Raw genomic sequence first — 25,315 nt, forward strand, 5'->3', positions numbered from 1 at the left:
GCTGGGGTAAGTCGACAGGTTCTGCGACGCTTTCTATCCCCACTTTCAATAAGTTGTTGTTGCCATTGCGGAATGAACATCTGGCAAAAATCATCGACATCACAAAATGTTTCTATTAACTTATCCAGAACTCAGGTTAATTAATATAAATAAAATAATCGTATTCAGGCTTAGCAATTTGTCTCATGCGTGAGATAAATTGTCGGGGCGCGCTATTGTGAAAGGTTCTGAGCTCTGCAAGCTGGGCCCAGAGGCGTAGCTTAAAACAAGATTACGTACGGTGCACGTGAAAAATCACGGACATGGTCTGTGATGGTGAAGGAATGAATACCGAGTGCACGGTATGGCTGTGAGTTGATGACAATTGAGGATAAGCACAGATGAGACGTAAATAGTTATTTACAAATTAACTATTTATCACTGGTCATTTCTAACTCAGCAAAGCGCGACATATCATTTTGTGAAGATAATGCAGGCTCAAATTCACTATTCATAAAGCGTTCTACCACTTTTTCTAGCTTAATGTGTATGCCGTTGTTTGAATCCGAATACCCTAACTGGTAACCCGCTTCAAAGGTCAATATTATTGCTTTTTTTGTATTCATAACCACGTCTACTCCTTCGTCTGTTATCCCCTGTTAAAATTATATATTTTATAACAGGTTGAAAATCAATCTATCATATCCATTAGGTGCTTAATCTACAGGAAAGTAAATTTTTTCACATTTTCCCGGTTGGTAAGCAATCATTTATCCTATATAGGAATTGTTTCAATTTGTAGAAGGTGTATAGGGTGAGCTGCATTCATTTTTCTTGTACAAGAGTGACTTGAGCCGAATCTTTTATTGGGTTAGTATCAAAATGTCATGTTCAATGACATATCATAATTTGAGACATATCATAAATTGATTTTTCGAGGATGCGAAGTTAATGGAAGGAATATACCAGTTTGTTCAGAGTACTTTCTCTGAAGTCTGCAATATCGATAGTGAAGAGATCACGCCAACGACCAATCTGTTTTCAGACTTGGGCATAGAAAGCATGGACTTTTTGGATGTGTGCTATTTAATTGATGAGAAATATAGTATTCGTATTCCCATTGGTGAATGGATGGGACGGGTTAATGAAGGCGATGAGTCTGCAGCAGACCTCTTTGTATTCGAAGGCTTTGTAAAGGCGGTATCTAAGCTAGTTGAAGCTGAATTTGCTTAATGCTACTTTGTCGTTCTAAGAAGTAATATCTAAAAGAAATTTATAAACACAACTCTACCCGTATGCGTATACCCTATGCCAGTGCGGTTACCTGTGTCTGCTGTCTGCTAGATGCGGGAAAGAATAGTAACTTGTGGATCCCACAAGTTAAGTGTATACCCGTGATCATTGAAGGTACTTGATTTTATTCGAATAGAGGATCATGCTAGCAGCTATGAAAATTACTCTGACCAATGAACAGAAGCAAGAACTCAAAACCCAACACAGCACGACTCGTGATGGACGAGTTCGTGACCCTATAAAAGTGGTTATCCACGCGAGTAATGGTTGGAGTCCCGAGGAAATTGCTGATGCACTTCTTATTCATGAATCCACTGTTCGACAACATATCAAAGATTACCTGCAATCGAACAAGCTCAAGCCTGAGAATGGCGACTCACAAGGCTATCTATCTGCTCATCAAACCCAAGAGTTGGTTCAGTATCTAACTGAAAATACATACCATCATTCACACGACATTGTGGCTTATGTGCTGGAACGCTATCGGGTTCACTACAGTGCTCCTAGCATGAATAAATGGCTTCATCACAATGGTTTCAGTTACAAACAGCCTAAGGGTATTCCACACAAGTTTGATGAGGCTAAACAGCAAGCGTTTATTGAAGATTATGAAGCCCTTAAAGCGAGCTGTGGCAAGGATGAATCGATAGTCTTTATTGATGCTGTCCATCCAACCCTTTCGACGAAAATTTCACATGGTTGGATACGGACTGGTCAAGATAAAGTGTTGGAAACGACAGGTAATCGTAGCCGACTGAATCTTGTTGGTGCGCTGAACCTATCGGATATCAGCGCGACCATTGTTAGCGATTACGAAAGCATTAATAGTGAAAATATTGTTCGCTTTTTCTGCAAGTTAAGGGAGAGCTACCCGTTAGAGCACAAGCTTCATATCATCTTAGATGGAGCTGGATATCACCGCAGTGATTTAGTCAGAGATGCGACATTTGCCCTTAATATTGAGCTGCATTACCTCCCACCTTATAGCCCTACTAATCTCAATCCGATAGAACGGCTATGGAAGGTAATGAACGAGAAGTCGAGAAATAACGTTTACTTTAAAAATAAACGCGACTTTAAGAGAGCAATAGAGCAGTTTTTTACTGTGACTCTTCCAGAGATCGCAAGCTCATTGTCGTCTCGAATTAATGATAACTTGAAGGTGCTCAAGCGAGTATCTTCGAGTTAAGTGGGTATATGAATTGTTATTTTAGATAGGCCAATTATAAATAATATGATCTGCTGTTGTGCGCAATCGCTGTGTTTTTACGCGACTGAAAGCTGTTAGAGCATGCAAACGGCTGACATATTTTCAATACTGTTACACAGCCGCTGAGTGCGCACTAACAGGTAGTTAGATATAGCGCATTAAGTGGTGTTATAGGTCAGAAGTTTTGGAGAAAACTCATGGATAGTTTGCAGTCGTTTGATGATAACGCACCAATAGAGAAGGTCATTACTGCACTTTTAAAAGATGGCGCGGTTATTCTTGAAAAGTTGATTAGTGATGATGAAGCCGAGCAATTAAAAGCCGAAATCGAACCAGCGTATGATGCATTTCATGGCAAGGCCAATTCCAAGTTCTATGGGTTTAAAACCCGCAGAGCCCTGAGGCTGTTTGAGTACTCAAACAAAGCAATTGAGGTGTGTAGTCATCCTCGGGTCCTTGAGATCGCGGATAATATATTGCTACCACACTGCGACTATTATCAGATAGATAAGTCAGTAGGTATTGAAATATTTCCCGGCGAAGACAAGCAAGCAATACATCGAGATGACGTACAATATCCAATCCAAATGCAGGGTATGAACTTAATGTTTAGTTGCTTGGTCGCATTGGATGAGTTTACCCATGACAATGGTGCAACCTTGGTGGTGAAAAATAATCGCAGTATTCACAATGAGCCGACGTATGATCAAGCCTGTTCTGCGGTGATGAGCAAAGGGTCAGCGGTTGTTTATTTGGGCAGCACATATCACGGTGGAGGCAGTAATGACAGTCTTCACTCGCGCAGTGCGCTAGCCACCATGTATAGCCTGGGTTGGTTAAGGCAAGCCGAAAACCCGTACTTGTCGCTTGCACCAGAAACAGTCGAGAAGTTACCACTGAGAACTAAGCAGTTACTTGGGTATAGGCAGTTTGGAAAATACCTTGGTCACTACCCTCGGGATCCCGAGCGGCGTTATCCTGGTGGGTATTAATCCATGACACCTTTTTATTACTATCAGAATTAGCAAGGATCCAGAGTTGCAACATGAATAAATTGGCACCAAAAAACGGCAAATACACAAGTTATCAGGATGTGATCGCAACCGATAAAATAGCCCCGCCGGAGGATATGCATATGCACTCTTCGGCGCAATATGATTTTCACTCTATTTCTAAAGCCCGGTATACCGAAGCTGAATACCATGATTTGGAGATGAAAAAAGTTTGGTCACGCGTTTGGCAAATGGCGTGTCGTGTCGAAGATATCCCTGAAGAGGGGGATACTTATGTCTATGAGATTGGCCATCTATCCTTGATAGTTGTGCGTGTGTCAGACGATGAGCCTCAAAGCTTGAGTGAGACCAAGGTTATCAAGGCATATTATAACTCCTGTCGCCATCGTGGACGTAAACTGGTTGAGCATAACACCAGTGTGCAATGTATCAGATGCCCCTATCATGGTTTCACTTGGTCTCTAGAGGGTGAATTAACTGAAATTCCATATGAGTGGGACTTTTCCAAAATCGAAAAGAAGTCGATGCCACTGCTAGAAGTACGTGTCGATGTGTGGGATGGGTTCGTATTCATTAATATGGACCCAGATGCAGAGTCACTTAAATCCTATTTAGAGATTTTACCTGAGCAGCTTGCCAATAATTTTTACGGCGAGCAAGTTGTTGTAAAACATAGTCAACAAGTGTTACCTGCAAATTGGAAAACCGTCATGGAGTCCTTTATGGAAGGGTTGCATGCCCAAGAGACCCATGGTCATACATGGGCGCATCTGAGCGATATATTGCAATATGATACATTTCCGGGTGTCCGCCATATATCGAGAAGCTTTCACGCCGTGGGGCTGCAGGTCAGTGAAGGTCGAGAAAAGCTGACCGAGCAGGAGATCATGGACCACTTCCATTACAATGTGCATCTTGGCAACCCTGATACGCCGCCGCCTCAGTTAGGTCAAGGGGTAACGGCTCGGCAATATATGGCAGATATCATGCGCGCCCAGCATACGTTAAAAACGGGCAAAGACCATATGCATCTGTCCGATGCTGAGGCTCTAGATGTGCTGCAGTATACCTTGTTTCCTAATATCATCTTGTTCCGTGGGATCACGCTGCCGATTATTTTACGCTTTAGGCCGAATAAAAATGATCACAGCCAATGTATTTTCGATATCTTCTTTCTTGAAGATAAGCCGAAAAGCGAAGTTGAATCTCCCGCTGTGGAAACAGTTCATATGGCTGCAGGTGATACCTATGAAGAAGCTGGCGTCTTGGAAGATTGGCTAGGTCATGTGTACGACCAAGATATGGTGAATATTGAGAACATGCATGATGGCTTGCTATCAGGGCCAGATCAGGAAGTGTATCTAAGTGACTATCATGAGTCGCGGATCAAGCACTTTCACCATGCATTGAACCTGTACATGAATAAAGAGCTAGGAGGCGAGTAATGCTGGTCAACAATGAAACATGTGTGTCTACAAAGCCTTATTTTGAGATCCCAGATAAACATGTGGCTGAATTTTTAGAATACTGTGACAAGTTCATTGCCAAGACGGCCAATGAACCTAAATGTATGCATTATATTTTTTCTTTTGATGGTAACAAGGGCCACTGCCAAGAGTGCTATGAAGATGCAGAAGGCGTCTTGGCGCATTTGCAAAATATTGATGAGTTAAACCGCCAGGCAATGCATTTGGCGACAATATTTCGCTATGAGGTACATGGTCCAAAAAGCGAATTAGATAAACTCAGAGGGCCACTGGCTTTTTTGAACCCGATTTATTATGAGACCCGATGCGGTTTTCGTAAGGTATTGGAACCGACGAGTTAAGGCTAGGTGGACGGATAAGGCGGCAACACATGTTATGGCATACAGCAAAGGTGGGGTACCGATGTCCGCTATTTTAGATAGCCTTTTTATAAAGTGAAAACTTTGATAAGTGGGGGTTCCCGCTTTAAACAAAGCTTAGTTAGTTGTCGTTTAACAGAGCAGGTGCTTTTTTATATGTGAGCACCGTGTTGTCTAGGCGCGTACAGTAAGATGGATGTAGTGGCAGTATCCTCTGCTTCAGCAATATGGATGTGAACACTGGCAGCGATGCCAAGTGGTGAGCGCAAAAATTTGTTAGCTAATGCTTTACTGGTGTGAGTAGATAGGCCGTCAACGTTTACTCAAAATGAACAAGATAATCTTTATTGGTGCGAAGTTATATTATGAACATGGGTGCATTTAAGCAACGAATTCAATTAAAAAATAGTGAAATCCACTTGAGCTCTGCTCCCGAATTAACCGATGGTAATACCGCTCTATTTGCACAGCAAGTACGTGCATTATTAGAGGGAAAGTTACCGTTAGATGAAGCGCACCTGAAAGGGCATGTCAGCACTGACAGCACAATTCCTTTTAGTTTGTCAGATATTCAATATGCTTATGTGATCGGTCGAAATCCAGGCGTTGAGCTAGGAGGCCGCTCTAGCAGTTTTTATATTGAGATTGATGTTGAAGATGCGGACATTGACGCATTAACAGCTTCTCTCAATCATGTGATCTCACTGCACCCAATGTTACGCGCGGTACTAAGCGGTGATGGCCAACAAAAAGTGCTCGAACAGGTGTCGCCCTACCAAATTGAAACACTGGATGTATCAGGCTTGGAAAAACAGGAACAGCAAGCTGCATTGGTCGCACATCGCCATGAGTTAGAGACTACATTATTACCTTTAGATAAAGCCCCTTCTTTTGTGATCAAGGCCATTTGTCTAGACACGGGCTTAGTTCGCCTGGCAATCTATTTTGATTTAATTTTTGTCGATATGCACAGCGTATATCTCGTATTACAAGATTGGTTTGACCATTATCAAAATGGCACTGTGGCCACGCAATCACGGCCTAGCTTCAGTGATTACTTAAATTGTGAAGCATTACTCACTGATGAAGCGCAAGGTCGAAAAGATGTGGCATACTGGGAAGACAAACTCAATAAATTGCCACAAGCACCTGAAATGCCGTTAAAAAAGGCACCTAGTTTACTGTCTCAACCACAATTTTGTCGCTTGTCTAAATCTTTGCCAGCAACGCTCATTGAGCAACTGCGAGTCGTTGCACACAACGGCGGAATGACACTCGAAACTTTATTTCTTGGCGCCTATGCAGAGGTGGTTCGTCAGTGGTCAAAGGCACAGAATTTCACCCTGACCGTGACCCAAATGAGTCGTCGCCCCTATTTTGAAGGTGTAGAACACACGGTGGGTAACTTTTTACAACCTGTGTTGTTGCCTGTTGAGGGAGGAAAAAACGAGACATTTTCCCAGCGATTATTGGCCTTACAGTCATCCATCATCAGCAATCGTCTGCACTCGTCCCACAATAGCATCAAAGTGCTAAGAGCGCTGACAAAGCAAAGTCAATCAAATCGCGCGGCATCATTCCCTGTGGTATTTAGTAATACACTTGACTATGACCTACAAGAAGTCGTGAAAAGCCCTTCTTGGCCTGGTATTCACAGTCGGTATATGAGTAATACAACGCCACAGTTGTGGTTAGAAAATCAGCTTACCTATGAACAAGGGCAAGTAACGATAAATTGGAACTATGTTGAAGAGTTATTCCCAGACGGCATGATCCAAGAGATGCAAGAAGCGTATCTGATGTTGTTAAATGCCTGTGCCAGTGATGAAAAATTGTTTGATAAGCAAGGTGAGGTTGTTGATTTACCTGAGCAGGATGCCAGTGCACGACAACAAGCAAATGACACGGAGATAGCGCTCGACCCGACTTTACTACAAGATTTAGTGCTAAACGCAGCGCACAAATATCCTGATCAGATCGCCTTGGTACAAGGTGATCGCCAAGTCACTTACTCAGAGCTGCTCAACAAAGCACAGTGGATTGCCAATCAGATCGGTCGCAATGTCAATATCTGCGCCAATGATATAGTGGCCGTCACTCAGCAACAAGGCCCAGATCTGGTCATTGCGATAGTCGGTGTTTTGTTATCGGGAGCCGCTTATGTGGCGATAGACCCCAATCTACCCAGTGCCAGAAAAGTGAAATTACTAGAGCGCTGTGATGCCAAAGGGGTGGTTGGAGACACAAATACCCTAGCTGATTTTACACAGATCAGCGATGTCCCGCACTGTGACTTATTCGGATATGACGCTACGCAGACTGTATCAACAGTATCACCCCCCGTTCCCGAGCTGGATGATTTGGCATATGTGATCTTCACATCAGGATCCACCGGAGAGCCCAAAGGCGTGATGATCTCCCATCGCAACGCCGCCAATACGGTAATAGATATTAATCGTCGCTTTAATGTTAGCAGTGATGATGCGGTACTCTCCGTAGCCCCTGCTGGATTTGATTTATCTGTATACGATTATTTTGGCGTGCTCGGTGCTGGAGGACGGGTCGTCTTTGGCAAGCCCGAATCGGCACAAGATCCGCTTTTGTGGTATGAAGAGCTGATCGCGCATGACGTGACAATTTGGAATAGTGTTCCGGCACCAATGAAAGCGTTGGTAGACAAAAATATCCACAATTTATCTCAGTCAAAACTCAGGTTGGTATTGATGAGCGGTGACTGGATCCCGGTTGATTTGCCCGACCGCATCAAAGAAGTATTGCCGCACTGTGAAGTCATCAGTTTGGGCGGCGCAACCGAAGGCTCCATTTGGTCTATTTTCTACCCTATTCAAGCCGTTGATGACAAATGGTCGAGTATTCCTTACGGCAAGCCATTGGCAAACCAACGTTTCCATGTATTAAACGAATGGCTGTCTCACTGCCCGCGTTGGGTGACAGGTGAGCTGTACATTGCCGGTGAAGGGGTTGCACAAGGGTATCTTGGCGATAAAGAAAAAACTGCCCAGCGCTTTTTTGACCACCCTGTAACGGGAGAGCGCTTGTATAAAACTGGTGACTTAGGAAAATACATCGCCGATGGGTACATTGAGATTTTAGGACGAGAAGACAATCAAGTTAAGATCAACGGCTATCGAGTTGAACTTGGTGAAGTTGAAGTGTGTTTATTGGATCATGAACACATTAGTCATGTCGTGGTGGGGGCGCCTGCACACCCAAGAACAGGACAGAGGCACATCGTCGCATGGATTGTTTCTGATAAGCCTCAAGCTGAGTTAGATCATGACGCGCTGCAAACCCAGTTGCGAAACCTCGCCCAGCGTGAACTCCCCAACTATATGATCCCGTCTTATTATATTGTGCTGGATGCGATGCCACTTACCAGCAACGGAAAAATAAGTCACAACGAACTGCCTAGCCCTTGGCAAGATCTGGACAACGAGGTGGAGCAAAGTGTGCAAGCGGGCAATGAAATCGAAGCTGCACTGCTTGATATCTGGATCAAGCAGCTTCAGCATGATTCGGTCGATGTGACCAGCGGCTTTTTTGATATTGGTGGAGACTCATTACATGCTGTGGCGCTAATAGGCACGATCAGAGAGCAATTTGGCATCAATACTGATACCGAACAAGAGATCGTGGAAGGGCTATTTATGAACTCAAATATTCAATATTTTGCCCAACTCATCCACAAGGACCACGAGACCGAAGTAGAATAAGGAAAGCGTCAATGTACAGCGATGAAGTACATAATCAAGTTTTTGATTACATTGTTATTGGGGGCGGAACGGCCGGATGTGTCATGGCTGCTCGATTGTCTGAAGATGAGCAGGTCTCGGTGCTATTACTTGAGGCAGGTCAGGACTCGGATGCAAATGAGGAAAATAGTCCACTAAGAGATGCCTCTCAATTGGTTTTGGATGGGTATAATTGGGATTATGAAGCGAACCTCAGTGGCAGTAATCGCTTCTTGTCAGAACAGCCTGAGGCGCCCGCGAAACCGGGCAAGCGTGCGCCGGATAAATTATTTGGCTACAAAGCGGGCAAAGTGATGGGCGGTTCATCAGCGGTCAATGGCGCTGTGGCGCTGCGCGGGTTTCCCAGTGACTTTGATACATGGGCTAAACTGGGCTGTCCAAACTGGCAATGGGATAAAGTAAAGCCCTGGTTTGATCATTTAGAAGCAGATGCGGATTTTGGCGACACCGACCGCCATGGTAAAGATGGCTACTTGCGGATCCGGCGGCCCTCTGAGGCTGAACTGCACCCATTGGATGTGCTCTTCTCTCAGATCTGTCAAGAATATCACATTCCCTATACTGAAGATTTAAACCACGGTGAGCAAACAAGTGTGGGATTGGTCCCTTCCAATGTTGGTCACGAAGCAGAGCGATTGGATGTGTATCGCTCGTATCTTGAACCTATGCGTGGGCGGAAAAACCTCCATGTTTTAACCGATGTTATGGTTTCTCATGTGCAGTTTTCGGGAAACAAAGCGACTGGGGTCAGGGTGCTACAAGGCAACTCAGCGTGTGAACTACAGGCGAAACATGTGGTGCTCTGTGCTGGCGCGATTGGCAGCGCGGCAATTTTACAGCGTTCAGGCGTGGGGGATGCGACTCACTTAGACAAGCTCGGGATCCCTGTGGTGGCAGATTTACCTGCTGTAGGGGGCAACTTACAAGATCACAGTGCCGTAGTGTTGTGGGCCAAGCCCAAACAAGCGCTATGCACCACTGGTTCACCATGGCGACAGGTCGCCGCCCGATTACCCAGTGGTCATGACAGCCAAATTGATGTGCAAATTGGCCTGCTCAACAATGTGAGTAGCAAAACGGTACCGAGATTTAGTCAACAAGGGGAAGACACCATGCTTGTGGGCGCCTCGGTGATGTTAATGCGGCCTCAGGCACGCGGCCGGGTGTTTATTGAAACGACATGTGCAAAAACCAGCCCTGTGATAGATTTTCCTATTCGCCAACACGATGAAGATATAAAGCGTTTGATAGGTGGAGTGAGAAAGATTTGGTCGGTGATACAACACGAGAAACTTGCTGACTGTCTAGAGGACATTCCTATCTGGTCCGACTCCATGATCAACAATGATGTTGTTATGCACAATGCGATGAAAAACCTCGTAAACCCTGGTTGGCATGCCTCAGGCACTGTGTGTATGGGCGAGCCCGGTCAAGCGGGCACAGCCGCTGACGAACAGGGCAAGCTTCATGGTCTTGAAGGGATCACGGTCGCCGATACCTCGCTGTTCCCACGTGTCCCGTCGATGCCGACCAATTTAACCACCATTATGGTAGCGGAGCGGATCGCCAATAGTTTAAAAGTAGGAGTACTACAATGAGTGTGGATAAAAAAAGAGTTGTATACGCATTTCCGCACTTGGGGGCGGGAGCTGCGGTATATAACGCGTGGAGTAAATATGCGCAGGAACAGCCTCAGCTGTTGTTCAAAGCGATTGAGATCCCAGGTAGAGGCGCATTAGGTGGAGAGGCACACATTCAAGAGTTGGACGAGTTAGTAAATAAACTCGCCGATGCGTTACATGTGCACTATGTCAGTGCACAAGATCAGTGTCAGGATTGGATCACATTTGGGCATAGCTTTGGTGGCGTGATCAGCATGGCGGTAAACCAATTGCTAGAGCGTAAATACGGGATGAGACCGACATTTAGTATCATTTCTGCCTCGCCTGCCCCCTGCGTGCAAGAACAGGAAAACCTGCATTTGCTAAGCGATGAAGCGATCTTGGAAAAAATCAGAAGAGATAAAGGCACGCCCGAGGCAGTACTTAACCAGCCTTTGATTGCCAACCGACTGATCAAGCAGCTTCGCAGTGACTACACAGTGAAAAGTCAGTTTGGCGCGTTAAAACACATGCGAGTTAAGCAGCCACTAACCCTTATTACCGCATCAAAAGACTTTGATGTGCCAGAGCGGGATGTCTTCGCTTGGCAGGAGCACTCCACTGGCAGAACAAAACACGTGGAAGTGGCTGGCGACCATTTTGCCATTTATGACAATTGGGACGTGGTGGAGCGAGAAATGTTGCAAGGGTTAGTGTCTGAGCAACCGGTATGTTAGGGAACTGAGGGGATAGCAGTGAGTAAAGATATCGAATCGCACAATGAGTTTAGAGAATACTGCCGAGACTTTTTGCAACGAGAAGCTGTGCCCTATCAAGCGCAGTGGGAGCAACAGGGATTAGTGGATCGCTCATTTTGGAGAAAAATGGGTGAAGCAGGGTTACTTGGTATGGAGATTGATCCTGAGTATGGTGGTCAAGGTCGCAAGGGCATCTCTCATACTGTTATACTGACAGAAGAGCTGATCAGCGCTGGACTGACAGCACCTATCATTATTTCTCACAACGATGTTTTGGCCAGTTACATCAATGCGCATGGCACAGAGCAACAAAAAAGACGTTGGTTGCCAGCGCTGTGTAGCGGTGAAAAAGTGGCAGCTATTGCCACCACTGAACCTGGAGGCGGATCTGACTCAACAGAAATAAAGACCACAGCAGTGCGGGACGGAGAAAAATATGTGGTCAATGGGAGCAAGGCGTATATTACCAATGGCGTCAACGCTGACATCGTTGTAACCGCGGTACAAACGGGCAGCGGCCAACGCGGTCAAGGACTGAGCTTATTGGTCCTTGAACGAGGTTTGAGTGGCTTTACACGAGGTGCCGCGTTGAAGAAGTTAGGATGGCATGCCAGTGACACTGCAGCGCTTTATTTTGAGGATTGTCATGTGCCCGTAGACAACCTAATCGGCCGTGAAAACATGGGCAGTTATTATTTTATGACGGCCATGACCCGAGAGCGTTTAAGTATTTCGTCAGTAGCAGTGGCCACCGCTGAAACCATATTAAAAGAGACGCTGGAATACAGCAAAAACCGTATTGCATTTGGTCAACCTATAGGCTCTTTGCAACACAATAAGTTCACACTCGCCAATTTAGATACCGAAGTCAAGATTGCCCGGATCTATCTCAATGATGCGATTGACAAGTTTAATCGCAAAAAACTCAATGTCGATGACGCGGCACGAGCCAAGTTATGGACAACCAATTTGCAGGTCAAAGTGGCTGAGATGTGCATGCAATTGCACGGCGCATCGGGTTACATGAGTGACTCCAGTATGGGGAAGCATTGGGTAAATAGCAGAGTGCAGAAAATTTATGGTGGCACCAGTGAAGTGTTGCAAGAAGTAATTGGAAAGTCGATTGGTCTTTAGCAAATTTGGAGAGAATAATGAGCGAAAAATTAGATAGTTATAAATTAACACAGGACCACCAGTCGTGGACGTCAAAACCTGCTACTTTGGAAGAGTGGCAAATTGTTAATGAATGGGCGCTCGCTGAAAAGTGGGATTTGGGTCTAGGTGATACCGAGTGCTTTTTTAATATTGATGATCAGGGCTTTTACTTGGGCTATGTGAATGGAGAGCCGGTCGCTTCGGTATCCGTTGTTAATTATAGTGATGAGTATGCCTATGCTGGGTTTTATTTAGTTGCACCTGGTGCCCGTGGTAAAGGGTATGGGTTGCGTTTGAGTTACGATGCATTTCATCACTGTGACAAGCGCTCAGTTGGGCTTGATGGCATGCCTGAACAGGAAGAAAATTACAAAAAAGGTGGGTTTGTCACTCACTATGAAACTTCGAGGTTGGTTGGGGTGCATAACCAACAAGTTGATGCACCGCAAGGCGTGCAAAATATTACGGCTGACAATATCGAAGCGGTCATTAAATTTGATGCGAAAATTACTGGCTATTCACGTGCTGCGCTATTGCAAAATTGGTTCAGCGGAGAGGGGCGTCACGGCTTTTTAATTGAGTCTGGTGATGGGGTCTTAGGTGTGGTCGGGATCCGCCGCTCTACAGATGGTTACCGATTGGGTCCTCTATATGCCGAAAATCAAGCGGTCGGCGAGAAGCTGTTCGCTGTGGCGATGGCACAGGTGCCACTTGGCACACAGGTAACAATTGATGCACCGACGTTGGATCTTGGTTTTATCAACACCTTAAAAGCGTTAGGGTATGAAGAGATATTTCATACATTCCGCATGTACAGAGGCACAGAGCCACAAGGTGAAAAGCACAAAATTCAAGCCATTGCATCATTGGAACTCGGCTGATAATAGCGCATAAGGCGCCATTGATTAGACATAATCACGCCCGAATAAAGAGAAAAATAATGACACAACAGCCGACATTATTTGAATGGATGGGGGGACGGGAAACCGTGGCCACCCTACTAGAAAAATTTTATGAAAAAGTGAAGCAAGATGACTTGCTGCAGCCGCTTTTCCAACATATGGCAGATGACCATCACACTCATGTTGCAATGTGGTTTGAAGAGGTACTCGGCGGCACTTCGATTTATACCGAAGAGCGCGGTGGCTTTAAAACCATGATCCGAAGGCATCGAGGGAGAAAGATCCAGCCGGAGCAGCGAGAGCGCTGGGTTGCACTGATGTTGCAAACAGCCGATGAAATTGAGCTGCCAGACGATCCCGAGTTTCGTTCCGCTTTTGTAGCATACATCGAATGGGGCTCTCGACGAGCACTGGCTAATTCGCAACCAGATGCGCCCCCCTCAAAACGAGAAACCGTGCCGCGGTGGGGATGGGGAGAAGCGCCTCCGGGGACCGAGTAAGTATTAACCTAAATTACACTAATTATTGGTAGAAAAAGATGGACGAACATAAAAAGAAAGCGCGTATCCTGATAGGCGTCTCTGGATCCGTGGATATCGTTTTACTTCCCAAGTATTTGCAAACAATTAAAGCCAACATAGATTGTACTTTAACGGTATTGATGACTAAATCAGCCGAGGTTTTTATTCCGGCGGCCACCATCGCACTGTTCGCAGATCGGGTGATCAGTGGTGAAAAGCCTGAAGATTGGCCAACGGATAAACCTTCTAGGATCATTGCTGATCATGACATTGTGGCCGTGATGCCTGCGACTGCTAACACCTTAGCAGCTGTGGCAACGGGCAGTGCTCCTAATCGACTCGCCACCATTATTATGGCTGCAACTTATCCCGTGCTGTTTTTTCCAGTGATGGGGGCCAGTATGTGGGAAAAACCCGCTGTACGCAGAAATGTGCAGCAATTGCGAGAAGATGGTTATCAAGTGGTCGAGCCGGTTTGGCACGAAAACTTTGATGTATCGCTGGCACGTATGGTGGGACACCCTTCTTTTCCAAGCCCAGAGGATGTGATCGCCATTTTACGCGACAACATTGGAAGTTAACAAAGCGCGCCAAGGTATTAAAGCGAAAACAGGTCAACTGGGTGTTGCGTGTTTCTCCAGTTGGCTTTCACAACAACAATAATTAGAAGGTATGTACCAAGCGAGAAGAGATAAACGACAAAGCATATATGCGCATTGGCAGTGGTATTGCCTGCTGATGATGAGTCTGCTGTTCCCAACAACAGCGTTGAGTACACCCAACACCAATAAACCAGACTTTATCGGGTTTGAAAGTGGTCCGGTTCGACCTTTAGCGATATCCCCTGATGGCAAACGTTTGTTTGTGACTAACATTCCAGATAACCGTTTGGAAATTTTTGATATTACATATACCACGCCCCGACTACTTGGCTCAGTCATGGTGGGGATGGAGCCCGTTGCCGTGGCGGTTTTAAGCAATGACATTGTGTTTGTTGCTAACCACCTTTCGGACAGTGTCAGTGTCGTGAACGTGCAAAACCCTGCAAGCGCGTTTGTTAGTAAGACACTTCTGGTCGGTGATGAACCTCGTGACATTGTCGTTACAGAGCCTGACGGCAGTGGTCCCGCCAGTCCGAGGTTATTTGTTGCGACGGCACATCGAGGCCAACACCGAACCCACTCGAGCATTGCCAGTGTACCAGGTGCCGGCGATCCACAGTTGACAACACCGGGGGTCGGACGCGCAGATGTTTGGGTGTTTGACAGTCATCAATTGGGTGCCGAACTGGGTGGTAAGCCACTCAAAATAATGTCTTTTTTCTCGGAGTCTCCCCGTGCATTGGCGGTCAGTAATGATGGAAAACGCGTCTAGCTGCGCACTTTTCACATAATAGAACTGCCCTCGTGAATAATTTCACTATTTGTAATGGCTTTGAACATGCGGCACCCTGTGAAACACTGGATGGTCAAGCGTCACCAAATGGTCCCGTCAACGCTGCTGGCAAAGGAGTTTTACCCGGAGGGTTGCCAGCGCCTGCTGAAAACTTTGAAGGGTTCAAAGCACCAGAAACCAGTTTGATAGTACAGTTTGACCCTAATGCAGGACCGGCTGATAATGACCTCAATACTGGCCAGTTTGTCGATGCGCAGGGAAGAAACTGGAGCAATGGTGTACGTATGCATCTGCCGGACAAAGATGTTTTTGTCATAGATGCGCTGGATTTACAGGAGGTAGCCTTCCATCAATCTGTGGGCACGACGTTATTCAATATGGCTGTGAACCCGCGTACGGATGTGCTTTACGTGAGCAACACCGAGGCGCAAAATATGAAACGCTTTACTGGCGAGGGCTATAATGGCAAATCGCTGCGAGGACATATTGCAGAGTCGAGAATTACTGTGATCACATCGGCGGATGAACATGATCAAGGTGGCAATAATGTCATCCCTCGTCACCTCAATAAGCACATTGACTATAATCAGCCTGTCGCCCCCGCTGAGGTTAAGGCTAGTAGTCTGTCCACTCCTTTGGAAATGGTCGTTAGCCAAGATGGACAGATGTTATATGTGGCTGCATTTGGCTCTCAGGCTATTGGCACATTTAATACCACTGCGCTCGAAAATGATACTTTTGTTCCCAGCGAGGCGTCGCATATTCAGCTCTCGGCAGGTGGTCCAGGTGGGCTGGTGCTGGCTGATAACGATAAAACTCTATATGTCTATACGCGCTTTGATAATGGTGTTTAGAACCAAGCAAGAAGTTGATCACGTCACACTGTTTAATCCTGAGCCTGAGTCCATCGTAAAGGGGCACCCCTATTTATACGATGCCAAACTGACTTCAAGTAATGGAGAGGCATCGTGTGCGAGTTGCCATATTTTTGGTGATCACGACTTTATAGCATGGGATTTAGGGGATCCAAATGAGCGCGTTAAAAACAGCTCATTGCCGATTAATTTACGTGAATTTTTTGAGTTTGCGTCCTCTTTTGATCCCGTGGGTGCTGAACGCTTAGCTGCACTCAACGGTGACGCGGAGGTCAACCAATTCCACCCACTTAAAGGGCCTCTGTTGACACAGACGTTAAGAGGGATCAGTACACAAGAACTACTCAACAAAGGCGTTGAGTTAATCACCACCATCAGAAAGAACATGAAGAAAAAGTTTATTTCTTTGTGGGACAGAGCGTTGCTGAAAAATCGTTTCATCATTGAAACAGTGAACGATCAGTTGAAGAACATTTCCTACATTGAACACTCGAGACATCGCAGTATTCATGGCTTTATGTTGAACTTAGTCGGTGGTCTTATCGCTTATTGCTTGAAAGATGACAAACCAAGTTTGAATCTAACAGCCCAAGAGTCTGAACTGTTAGATATACATGGCATCGTGGTCGCTTAACCAGATCTCAGGTTAATAAAGCAATTCCGCACGGCGATTTCTCGCTCTAGCATCATCACTGTTGCCTGGGTCGGCAGGATGAGATTCACCATAAGAAACACAAGTTAGTTGCTCTTTACGAGCGCCCAAATCCACTAGCTTCGCACATACGTTATCAGCTCGCTTCTGACCAAGCTTAAGATTGAACTTGGCTGATCCTTTACTGTCGGTAAAACCTGCAACCATAAGACGGATGCTCTTGTCGCTATGCAGGTAGTCAACATGCTTTTTGAGCAGAGTTGTCCACTTCCCTTCAACTTTCGACTCACTAAAGACGAAGTACACCTGGTTCTCCCTCGGTTGCTCCATCAAAATAGGTTCTACCCGATCAGCCATCGCAGCATCAACAGCCAGTTGAATTTGCTCGATACGACTTAATGTGAGCTTCCGGTTTTCCTCAATCGTTTGCAGTCTTGCATCAATCTTCGAGTAGAACACAGCTTCTGGACTGGTAGCTTCCAAAGAAGACATCTGCTCTTTATTCTCGACATGCTCTGTAGAGGAGCATCCTGCCATTACAATCAATCCGGCAGCTATACAAGCTGCATGTACACACTTCATATGAATACCCCTACTTCGAAATCTAACTTTTTAGTTATACATTCCAACGGCATTTGTTGAACATGGATACTCACATGTCAAACTATAAACAATGAAACAATTTTCGATCTGGTTACAAATCAACAAGTAGTGGATCTAGGTGGTTTTTCACACATCATATAGTTGTTATAGTCACCCTACACGCTGCACATTAACATCGTAAGCTAGCGCATTAACAGAATGTGTTACCACGGCATCAAAAATGAAAAATTATGAACAGTACTGCATGATAAATATTGACCATTTTCAATTGGTTAACTATTATGTGTGTACAATGAATGATCGATAATAAAGCGGTCGATCAATAACAAATTGCACAGCAAGATTGGTAGGGATGTATGCCCGAGGGAACGACTAAGACTGAGCCTAAAATCGAAAGTGAACTTCGCTATCAAATGAACAAGATAGACGAACTGTTCAAAGACTTAGGAGGGCTGATTCACAGCTCTGAACTCGTTTCTGCTCAGGTCTTTCAGTTACCCCCTGTTGCAAGTGGTGAAGAACATAACAAAGTTAGTGAAATCAGTGTAAGCGCTGTTACCGGCGAAGCTGCATTCTTCAAAGCAATGAATGCTTTCCGCAAGGTCTACGCAGATGATGGTATGTCGATGAAGTCTGTTTTTCGTCTACCAGGTTACATACAGATTGACGCTGACAGAAGTAAGGTTAAAGCCCTTGTATCAGCGATAAATCACGAAAAAGACCAGTTCAAGGAATTGGTTAAGCAGATCGAGGGGGCCAAGAAGAAGCACGACATTGTTCATGGGCTTTTTCCGGGCTTAATAACAAAACAACTATATAGGCGGCTTCATGCCGTCAACTCTGACATTAGCCAACTTGGCTTTTGTTGGGCACAGCGGTTTGTGACTACTAAGACGACTCGTGAAGAGGTCATAGCAAAGATCAAAGGGCAGATAAAGAACCCTCCTTTGAATACTGACCCTGATGATTGGGAAACCTTTCTAAATCGAGAAATTACTGATATTCAACGTTTATCCGCGAGTATCGAGCTTAGGCACAAACGACCTGCGAAAGTTAATGCTGTTGTAAATCTGGATTGCGATGAGGCTCCACAGTTAAGTGCTCATCTTCCACTGATAATCGTGCAGAAAAGCCCTATATGCGTTTCTCCACTTTTAGACTTCAACGCTGCTTTCAGACGCTGTGTTAGATCGGATTCTGTGATAGGTGGAAAACCTATCATTGGAAGGCTTCACCTCTATGAGAAACGAAGCTGTTAATTATCGTAAGCCACGGCCATAACAAGCCGAGGCTAAGCGGCAAAGTGAGTGTCGAAAATGTCTCTGCATATTGCAAAAGAACAAATTGGTCTGACCAAACAGAAAGAAGCTATAAGTTATTCTGCAGTTCAGGCTTACGCCATTGAAAATGGTATAATAAAGCATGCATCACTGGTTCCAGTGCCATGATGTGCGCAAAGGTGGTGTACCAACTCCAGCTAATATTTCATGTGACCCCGCAAAATTCTTTCGACTGCGTGGCGAGTGGAAGAGTTGGGCTGAGTTTTTGGGAACCAACTCACAACTCATAGGCCGCGAATTGAACTCATTACCGATTAGTGATCTGGTAAGAAATGACAAAGCTATAACCATTAGCCAGTTCGAAGCTGTTACAATACAAAGCTCAACTAAAGCATCAGTAGCTTGCAACGATGTTAATGAAACAGAAGATTTACTGTATCCAAAAAGAGCTGTGAGCGAGCAGTTTATGAGGGGTGGACTATGACCGAGAAGATACTAGAAGAACAAACCGAAGGCTTGGCCACGCCAGAAGATACAGTGAGCTATGATCAGGCGCAAGTGTATGCTGCCAAACATGGCATCAAAAGTATGCGCCAATGGTTTGATCACCATAATGAGCGTAAAGGTGGGGTTCCAAGGCCGCGCAATATACCTGGTGACCCGTCAAAGTATTATGGTCGTCGTGGCTTATGGAAAGGTTGGCCAGATTTCTTAGGTACCGAGACAAAAGCTACTCAAGTTCAAAAAGATGAGTTCTTGGATCTGGAACAGACTAAGCAATGGTTCGTAGACAATAAGATCACAACCGTCACTCAGTTCCGGGAAGTTTCAAAGAATGGAGGTCGCCCGGACAACATCCACTCTGCTCCAGACAAGAAGTTTCAGGTGAAGTTCTCAGAATTACTTTGCCCTAAAGAAGACCCTTACCTTAAGTTTGAAGCAGCTAAAGAGTTTGTTAAGTCATACAAGTTCACAAGCTACCTTGAGTTCAGAGAGGGTCGTCGGAAAGATAAAAAGCTTCTTGTAGTTCCATGTAACCCAGACAAGCACTACGACAAAACCAATGAGTGGACAAGTTGGCCTGACTTTTTAGGTTACTCACGAGTCAGATAAGACTAACCACCCTACTCCATTCTAGGTCTGCTACTTTGCAGGTTTTTTTTGCCTGTAATTCGGGTGCAGAAACCCTCCCGCCAGCGTCAAAATAGATTCAACCTCAATTAAACTTTCACCTGACAGCCATCCATAGCACCCAACTCACCTCCCTATTCGATACAGCCACCAAATAAAAGCCCACAACCCTCATTAGTTTGTTTGTTCGTATGTTTGTGCTCTGGTAAGTTAGTTTCAGGTTATTTCATATACAATCAATTGTAAGCATACATGGAAAGGTAACAACGATGAGGTCGGCAAAGTTCAGCGAAGAAGAGATCATCAATGCGGGAATCAAGGTCAGCACAGATCAAGATAAACCTCTTGTGTCAGTGACTGGCTTCGCCATAAAGAAGGATCTGAAAGGCGGAAACTCTACTCGCTTTCAAAGAATCTGGGAGGAATACCTATCCAAGCAGGATGAAGATGAGCAGAAAGAGGAAGAGATACCACTGCTGGCTAACTTGGTTGCCGATGTCGCCAATTCACTATACAAGACTGCAACCCAGCAAGCCGCTGCATCCGTTGAGGAAGCTGTTAATGAAGCCAGAGAGACAACCATAGCCTGCCAGAAGCTGATGGCTAGTGCAGAAAAAGAGTTAGGTGATGCCAACGATATAATCACAGGTTACGAATCTCAGGTTCGTCAACTCACTGAGAAAATATCATCCCTAACAGATCAGCTAACAGCTTCCTCTAAAACAACAGACGAGCTGAGGGATGAGAATAAAGGTCTACAAGGCGCCTTTTCTGCATCCCAGCTGCGTATTTCGGAGCATACCGAACAGCCATTTCGGTTTAATCCGAACGCACATTCCGCGATTATCCGAACATTTTTAGGCGAACTCCGAAATCAGTGTTCGGAATGCCCGATACCCTTCCTTTTTCTCTTTTAAATCAATAGATCGCTATTCTTTACTTCTTAAACAAGAACCTAAGGAAGCGACAATGGCTAAAAAGAGAACTCCAATGAACAAAATCAAAGAGGTATTACGCCTTAAGTACGAGTGTGGGTTGTCCTACCGTAGTATTGCCAGTTGTCTCAATGTCAGCCTTGCAACGGTCTCAGAGCTTGTCGCTCGCTTTAAACAAAGTCAGATAGGCTGGCCTCTCCCAGAAGGTTGCAGTGATACAGACCTTACCAAAGCCCTATACCATTCGAAGAAAGCCAGTCGAGACAAGGTTATGCCAGACTTCACTCAGTACGCTGTCGAACTCAAGCGTAAAGGCATGACAAAGATGTTGCTCTGGCAGGAATACCATGAGCAATATCAAGAGCAAGCTTACGCTTACACTCAGTTCTGCGAGCACTTCACTCGTTGGTTCAAAACCCAAAAATGCAGCATGCGCCAGCTCCATGTGGCAGGTGACAAGCTGCTTATCGATTACTGCGGACCGAGGCTTCAGGTAGTCAACCCTGACACAGGAGAAGTGCGTGAGGCGGAAGTGTTCGTAGCGACCTTAGGCGCGTCCAATTACACCTATGTTGAAGCCTTCCCGATCCAAGGTAAGTCCTACTGGTTAGAGGCGCATGCTAATGCGTTCGAACACTTCGGCGGTGTACCTCAACTCTTGGTTCCCGATAATCTGCGCAGTGCGGTCACCAAAGCTAACCGCTATGAGCCGAGGCTTAACGATAGCTATCAAAAACTGGCGAATCACTATCAAACTGCCGTAATGCCAGCTCGCCCCTACAAACCAAAAGACAAAGCCAAGGCCGAGAATGCCGTGCTCTTAGTGGAGCGCTGGGTCATGATGCGGCTACGACACCAAACCTTCCATACCTTCAAAGAGCTGAATCTCGCCATCCGTCAGCTTATGAACGACTTAAACCAACGTGAGATGAAACAGTATGGCGCGAGTCGTAAAGCGTTGTTCGACAAACTCGATAAGCCTGCGTTAAAACCCCTCCCCAAACAGCGTTACCTATATACCGAAACCAAACGAGCCAAAGTCGGGCCTGATTATCACATCGAATATCGCCGTCACTACTACTCGGTTCCGCATCAACTTGTTGGTCACCATGTCGAACTGGAAGCCTCCAACCGTCTGGTGCAAATCTATCATCAAGGTAACTTGGTCGCCCAACATCCACGCAGTCAAAGAGAGCGCGGCAACAGCACCCAACCAGAGCACATGTCGAGTAATCATCAACATCAAAAGTGGTCTCCTGGACGCCTGCTCAACTGGGGAGCCAATATCGGTCCAGCCACACGAGAAGTCGTCAATAAGATGCTCAATCCAGAGCAAGCGTGTAAAGATGCACTGATGCTGACAAAACCAAATTACACCTTCGTCAACAATCTACTCAAGAACAATCGTGAAGGGCAGCTGAGTAAAGATAAAGCGAATACGCCGAACCTTGTTCACAGCAATGTTCGTGGCCCGAACTGTTATCACTAGGAGAAATGGAATGAACGCACTTAATGACCAACTTAAAACCCTCCGCTTGAGCCATGCGGTGAAAGCGTTAGAGCAGCAACAAGAGCAACTGACCACCTACGCAGAGCTGGACTTCGAGGAGCGGTTAAGCTTACTCCTGGAAAGTGAAATCTTGAATCGTAATCAGAGCAAAATCCAACGCTTAAAACGACAAGCAAAACTGAGAGTGGATGCTCAGCCGAGCCAACTCATCTACAAAGAGGGACGAAATCTCAATCGTAAACAGATGAGCGAACTGCTAACGGGCAGTTATCTGCACAAGCACCAGAACATCTTGATCACAGGCCCGACAGGTTCAGGCAAAACCTATCTTGGTTGCGCTTTGGCAACCAGTGCTTGTGACCAACAGCAAACCGTCAGGTACTACCGACTAACTCGCTTGCTTGATGATCTGACCGCAGCTCGTCTGGATGGTAGCTATCAAAAACAACTTCAATCGTTGGCTAAGAAAGCTCTACTGATCGTCGACGACTGGGGGATGGAAAAACTGACTCAAGAGCATGCAGGTCACTTGTTAGAAGTGCTTGAAGATCGTTACCAAAACAGCAGCACAATCGTCATCAGTCAGTTACCTGTAAAGGAGTGGTACAACATGATCAGCAACGCCACTGTCGCAGACGCTCTAATGGATCGGCTAGTACACAATAGTCATAGAATAGAACTGGGAGGAGAGTCAATGAGAAAACTGGCGCAATCCGAACACTTAGAGTAAAAATAGGGAAAGAGAAAAAGTGCTGGTTCAGGTGTTCGGAATAAACCGAAACAAGCGTTCGCAATCACCGAAATACGCACCCAGCAGGAAAAGGAAATGCTCAACACCCAAGTTGACTCCCTAGAAAGTCAGTTGGACACCGTTAATCAGCAGCTGATTGAAGCTAACGACAAAGCTCTCTTACTATCAAGAACGGTCGACGAAAGGACGTACGAACGGGATACAGAAAGGCATAAGCTACTGAACCTTGAAGTGAAAGTCGGTGAACTACAATCGCAGCGCGATACTGAGGTTACCCGTGCTGAGGACATGAAATCACAACGTGATAAAGAAGCTACTCTGGCCGCTGAATGGAAGGAAAAAGCGGAGTTAGCTGAACGTGATAAAGCAGAACTTCATCACAAACTGTTAGAGTTGGAACAGGCCAGGGCATCCGAGTCAGAACAACACTTGAACCGGAAGCACGAACTATCAGATGTCCAGGCTGAACTTGATCGCTCAAATGAAAGAAACGAAGCCCTTGAACGTCAGAGCAGAGATTCGAATGCGACCAATCAAAACAAATAGGGCCCTTGAGAAGAGAATTACTCAAGTGGCTAACCAGCTCGAGGCTGAAAAGGAAAGGTCCAAACAGCTACAGCAGAGCGCCTACACCCTTCAACATCAACTACTTTCCCTAGCGTCCACGAAGAGTAAGTTACAAAAAAAGGGAGCCAGCTAGAGTATAGAGTAAAAAGTGTGTTTATTAGCGAGTGAGTGCCAGCCATTTAATGCTAATGAGCTGTGACTTACTGGTGTTTATACACACTGTGTATGCTCGGTGTGTATATTGAACTAGAGATGTTGCTGATAGTACGTAGGCTGCTACGCAGCGGCTTAGCAGGAAGGTGGTGCTTCACACGCATACACAATACATACGAAACACTTTATACCTGCACACATTACGGGTATGAAAAAGGCAGCAAAATGCTGCCTTAGTACACATTATACACCCTGAAAGTTACTATATATAACGAATAGCTCCCTATGTAGTATTGATGTGGTTAAGCTCATGGCAACCCATTGCTGACCACATCAACGGTACTCTCAAACTCACTTGAGAAATAAGACATCCCTTTTTCGATGTTTTCACGATGCGATTGGAATTTCTGACGTAGCTTGTCAGCTAGATAGTTCGGGTCTGAGAAGACCTTTTCCTCGTCGACGACAAGTTTTTCCTTCGTGTCATCGGCCAAGAGGATTTCTTTAACTTCTTTCGTTGAGTTGTATTGCTCTTCTGTTATCCAGCCTTGACGCTTGGCGAGCATTACAGTTCTGCGCATCAGCTCATCTGGTGATGTAAGCCCGGCCGCAACATTGTGAAATTCAGAGCCGTCTTTCTTTACGAGGTAGATGGTTGGCGTCACCATGACCTGCAAGCGTTCACGCAAAGTGCCTGGGTCGGTTACATAATCTGGGTACTCACCACCGGGCAGTGGGCGCCCATCGAGTGAAACAGCAAGGACATCAATGCCCGTGTCAGAACTCATCCGTTTCAACAAAGGGGCTTGCTTCAAGCAGTAGGAGCAATTTGAGGTGTAAAAGAAAAAGAAACCAACTTGCTTTGATAGTTCCTGGATAACAGCGTTACGACTGTTCTTTGCACCCAGCTTGAAATCGTATAGCGCGGTCTGGTGATCCGGTCGACGAAGCGTTTCATCAAGTGCAACTTCGAATTTGGATACTTCCTGACTAACGGAAGCAAACTTACTTGCCTTATCCATCATCACGCGCTGAGCGTAAAAATAGCGACGTACATTGTCGTAGATCGGGTCATCAATAGCTGCGTCGCGTAGATTGGGTAAGTTTTCACGTAACCATGAGACATTAACAACCACTTCGCTTGGCTTCTTAACTTCGGCTTCCTTTGAGTCAGCAGATTCATCTGGTGGAACTGGCTTCTTTTCTTCTTCAACCTCTTCAACAGGTTCAGGCTCATACCAGAACCAACCGGCTTTGTTGCGTAATTCATTGGAACTAAATCAATAACCTACGATCTGATCAGCTACATTCACTTCACCTCGTAGCCCAATGCCTAAACCTTGTTACAAAACCACCAACTGGAAGCAATACAATCAAGCACTCATTAACCGTGGCTCTCTCACCTTTTGGAT

The 25,315-nt window shown here is 45.6% G+C and carries 23 protein-coding genes and 3 pseudogenes; 22 read left to right on the forward strand and 4 right to left on the reverse strand.

Features of this window, described 5'->3' with window-relative positions:
* Both HC752_RS24855 and HC752_RS22300 read right to left on the reverse strand, forming a co-directional pair.
* A pseudogene (locus HC752_RS24855) lies at positions 1-128 on the reverse strand (IS982 family transposase); the annotation flags it as partial.
* A 282-nt stretch (positions 129-410) separates the two neighbouring features.
* A complete protein-coding gene (locus tag HC752_RS22300) occupies positions 411-605 on the reverse strand; it encodes a hypothetical protein (RefSeq protein WP_190337408.1) in 195 nt (64 codons plus the stop codon).
* A 325-nt stretch (positions 606-930) separates the two neighbouring features.
* Between HC752_RS22300 and HC752_RS22305 the strand changes: the two genes are divergently transcribed.
* The 15 genes and pseudogenes from HC752_RS22305 to HC752_RS22375 all read left to right on the forward strand — a co-directional run.
* Positions 931-1,212 carry a phosphopantetheine-binding protein gene (locus HC752_RS22305; protein ID WP_190337409.1) on the forward strand — a complete coding sequence of 94 codons (282 nt, stop codon included), beginning with the start codon at positions 931-933 and terminating at the stop codon, positions 1,210-1,212.
* Between the two features lie 214 nt (positions 1,213-1,426).
* A complete protein-coding gene (locus tag HC752_RS22310) occupies positions 1,427-2,461 on the forward strand; it encodes an IS630 family transposase (RefSeq protein WP_190337410.1) in 1,035 nt (344 codons plus the stop codon).
* A gap of 218 nt (positions 2,462-2,679) precedes the next feature.
* Complete coding sequence (locus HC752_RS22315) at positions 2,680-3,474, forward strand: phytanoyl-CoA dioxygenase family protein (RefSeq protein ID WP_190337411.1); 795 nt, start codon at positions 2,680-2,682, stop codon at positions 3,472-3,474.
* 53 nt (positions 3,475-3,527) lie between these two features.
* A complete protein-coding gene (locus HC752_RS22320; protein WP_190337412.1) occupies positions 3,528-4,940 on the forward strand; it encodes an aromatic ring-hydroxylating oxygenase subunit alpha in 1,413 nt (470 codons plus the stop codon).
* Positions 4,940-5,323 (forward strand): putative quinol monooxygenase, encoded by a 384-nt coding sequence (locus HC752_RS22325; protein WP_190337413.1) that lies wholly within the window; start codon positions 4,940-4,942, stop codon positions 5,321-5,323. Before HC752_RS22320 ends, HC752_RS22325 begins: the two co-directional genes overlap by 1 nt.
* A gap of 437 nt (positions 5,324-5,760) precedes the next feature.
* The gene (locus HC752_RS22330; RefSeq protein ID WP_202987914.1) at positions 5,761-9,075 is read left to right on the forward strand and encodes a non-ribosomal peptide synthetase; all 3,315 of its coding nucleotides are present in this window, start codon (positions 5,761-5,763) and stop codon (positions 9,073-9,075) included.
* Between the two features lie 11 nt (positions 9,076-9,086).
* The gene (locus tag HC752_RS22335) at positions 9,087-10,712 is read left to right on the forward strand and encodes a GMC family oxidoreductase (protein WP_190337414.1); all 1,626 of its coding nucleotides are present in this window, start codon (positions 9,087-9,089) and stop codon (positions 10,710-10,712) included.
* Positions 10,709-11,452: a thioesterase II family protein gene (locus HC752_RS22340; protein WP_190337415.1), complete on the forward strand. Its 744-nt coding sequence runs from the start codon at positions 10,709-10,711 to the stop codon at positions 11,450-11,452. The genes HC752_RS22335 and HC752_RS22340 overlap by 4 nt, the downstream gene beginning before the upstream one ends.
* A gap of 18 nt (positions 11,453-11,470) precedes the next feature.
* Positions 11,471-12,607 carry an acyl-CoA dehydrogenase family protein gene (locus HC752_RS25325; RefSeq protein ID WP_190337416.1) on the forward strand — a complete coding sequence of 379 codons (1,137 nt, stop codon included), beginning with the start codon at positions 11,471-11,473 and terminating at the stop codon, positions 12,605-12,607.
* Positions 12,608-12,624: 17 nt separating this feature from the next.
* Complete coding sequence (locus HC752_RS22350; protein ID WP_190337417.1) at positions 12,625-13,509, forward strand: GNAT family N-acetyltransferase; 885 nt, start codon at positions 12,625-12,627, stop codon at positions 13,507-13,509.
* A 59-nt stretch (positions 13,510-13,568) separates the two neighbouring features.
* Positions 13,569-14,030: a group II truncated hemoglobin gene (locus HC752_RS22355; protein WP_190337418.1), complete on the forward strand. Its 462-nt coding sequence runs from the start codon at positions 13,569-13,571 to the stop codon at positions 14,028-14,030.
* Positions 14,031-14,068: 38 nt separating this feature from the next.
* Positions 14,069-14,632: a flavoprotein gene (locus HC752_RS22360; RefSeq protein ID WP_190337419.1), complete on the forward strand. Its 564-nt coding sequence runs from the start codon at positions 14,069-14,071 to the stop codon at positions 14,630-14,632.
* A gap of 157 nt (positions 14,633-14,789) precedes the next feature.
* A complete protein-coding gene (locus HC752_RS22365; RefSeq protein ID WP_190337420.1) occupies positions 14,790-15,425 on the forward strand; it encodes a YncE family protein in 636 nt (211 codons plus the stop codon).
* 32 nt (positions 15,426-15,457) lie between these two features.
* Positions 15,458-16,300 (forward strand): hypothetical protein, encoded by an 843-nt coding sequence (locus HC752_RS22370; protein ID WP_190337421.1) that lies wholly within the window; start codon positions 15,458-15,460, stop codon positions 16,298-16,300.
* Between the two features lie 358 nt (positions 16,301-16,658).
* A pseudogene (locus tag HC752_RS22375) lies at positions 16,659-16,955 on the forward strand (transposase); the annotation flags it as partial.
* 12 nt (positions 16,956-16,967) lie between these two features.
* Here HC752_RS22375 and HC752_RS22380 read toward each other — a convergent pair.
* Positions 16,968-17,555, reverse strand: coding sequence for an OmpA family protein (locus tag HC752_RS22380; RefSeq protein WP_190337422.1), 588 nt, complete (start codon positions 17,553-17,555; stop codon positions 16,968-16,970).
* A 377-nt stretch (positions 17,556-17,932) separates the two neighbouring features.
* On the opposite strand from HC752_RS22380, the gene HC752_RS22385 reads away from it, so the two are divergent.
* The 7 genes from HC752_RS22385 to HC752_RS22415 all read left to right on the forward strand — a co-directional run bounded on the left by HC752_RS22385 (position 17,933) and on the right by HC752_RS22415 (position 23,729).
* A complete protein-coding gene (locus HC752_RS22385; RefSeq protein WP_190337423.1) occupies positions 17,933-18,835 on the forward strand; it encodes a DNA replication terminus site-binding protein in 903 nt (300 codons plus the stop codon).
* A gap of 163 nt (positions 18,836-18,998) precedes the next feature.
* A complete protein-coding gene (locus HC752_RS22390; RefSeq protein ID WP_190337424.1) occupies positions 18,999-19,340 on the forward strand; it encodes a hypothetical protein in 342 nt (113 codons plus the stop codon).
* Positions 19,337-19,969, forward strand: a complete 633-nt coding sequence (locus HC752_RS22395) for a hypothetical protein (protein ID WP_190337425.1) — start codon at positions 19,337-19,339, stop codon at positions 19,967-19,969. Before HC752_RS22390 ends, HC752_RS22395 begins: the two co-directional genes overlap by 4 nt.
* Before the next feature lie 287 nt (positions 19,970-20,256).
* Complete coding sequence (locus tag HC752_RS22400; protein ID WP_190337426.1) at positions 20,257-20,904, forward strand: DNA-binding protein; 648 nt, start codon at positions 20,257-20,259, stop codon at positions 20,902-20,904.
* A 52-nt stretch (positions 20,905-20,956) separates the two neighbouring features.
* Positions 20,957-22,411, forward strand: a complete 1,455-nt coding sequence (gene istA, locus HC752_RS22405) for an IS21 family transposase (protein WP_190337427.1) — start codon at positions 20,957-20,959, stop codon at positions 22,409-22,411.
* A 10-nt stretch (positions 22,412-22,421) separates the two neighbouring features.
* Positions 22,422-23,162 (forward strand): IS21-like element ISVch3 family helper ATPase IstB, encoded by a 741-nt coding sequence (gene istB / locus HC752_RS22410; protein ID WP_190337428.1) that lies wholly within the window; start codon positions 22,422-22,424, stop codon positions 23,160-23,162.
* 96 nt (positions 23,163-23,258) lie between these two features.
* Complete coding sequence (locus tag HC752_RS22415) at positions 23,259-23,729, forward strand: hypothetical protein (protein ID WP_190337429.1); 471 nt, start codon at positions 23,259-23,261, stop codon at positions 23,727-23,729.
* Positions 23,730-24,211: 482 nt separating this feature from the next.
* Here the strand turns inward: HC752_RS22415 and traF are convergent.
* Positions 24,212-25,153, reverse strand: a pseudogene (gene traF / locus HC752_RS22420) (conjugal transfer protein TraF); the annotation flags it as partial.
* Positions 25,154-25,315: the final 162 nt, after the last annotated feature.

Source organism: Vibrio sp. S9_S30, assembly GCF_014694455.1.
Lineage (GTDB): Bacteria > Pseudomonadota > Gammaproteobacteria > Enterobacterales > Vibrionaceae > Vibrio.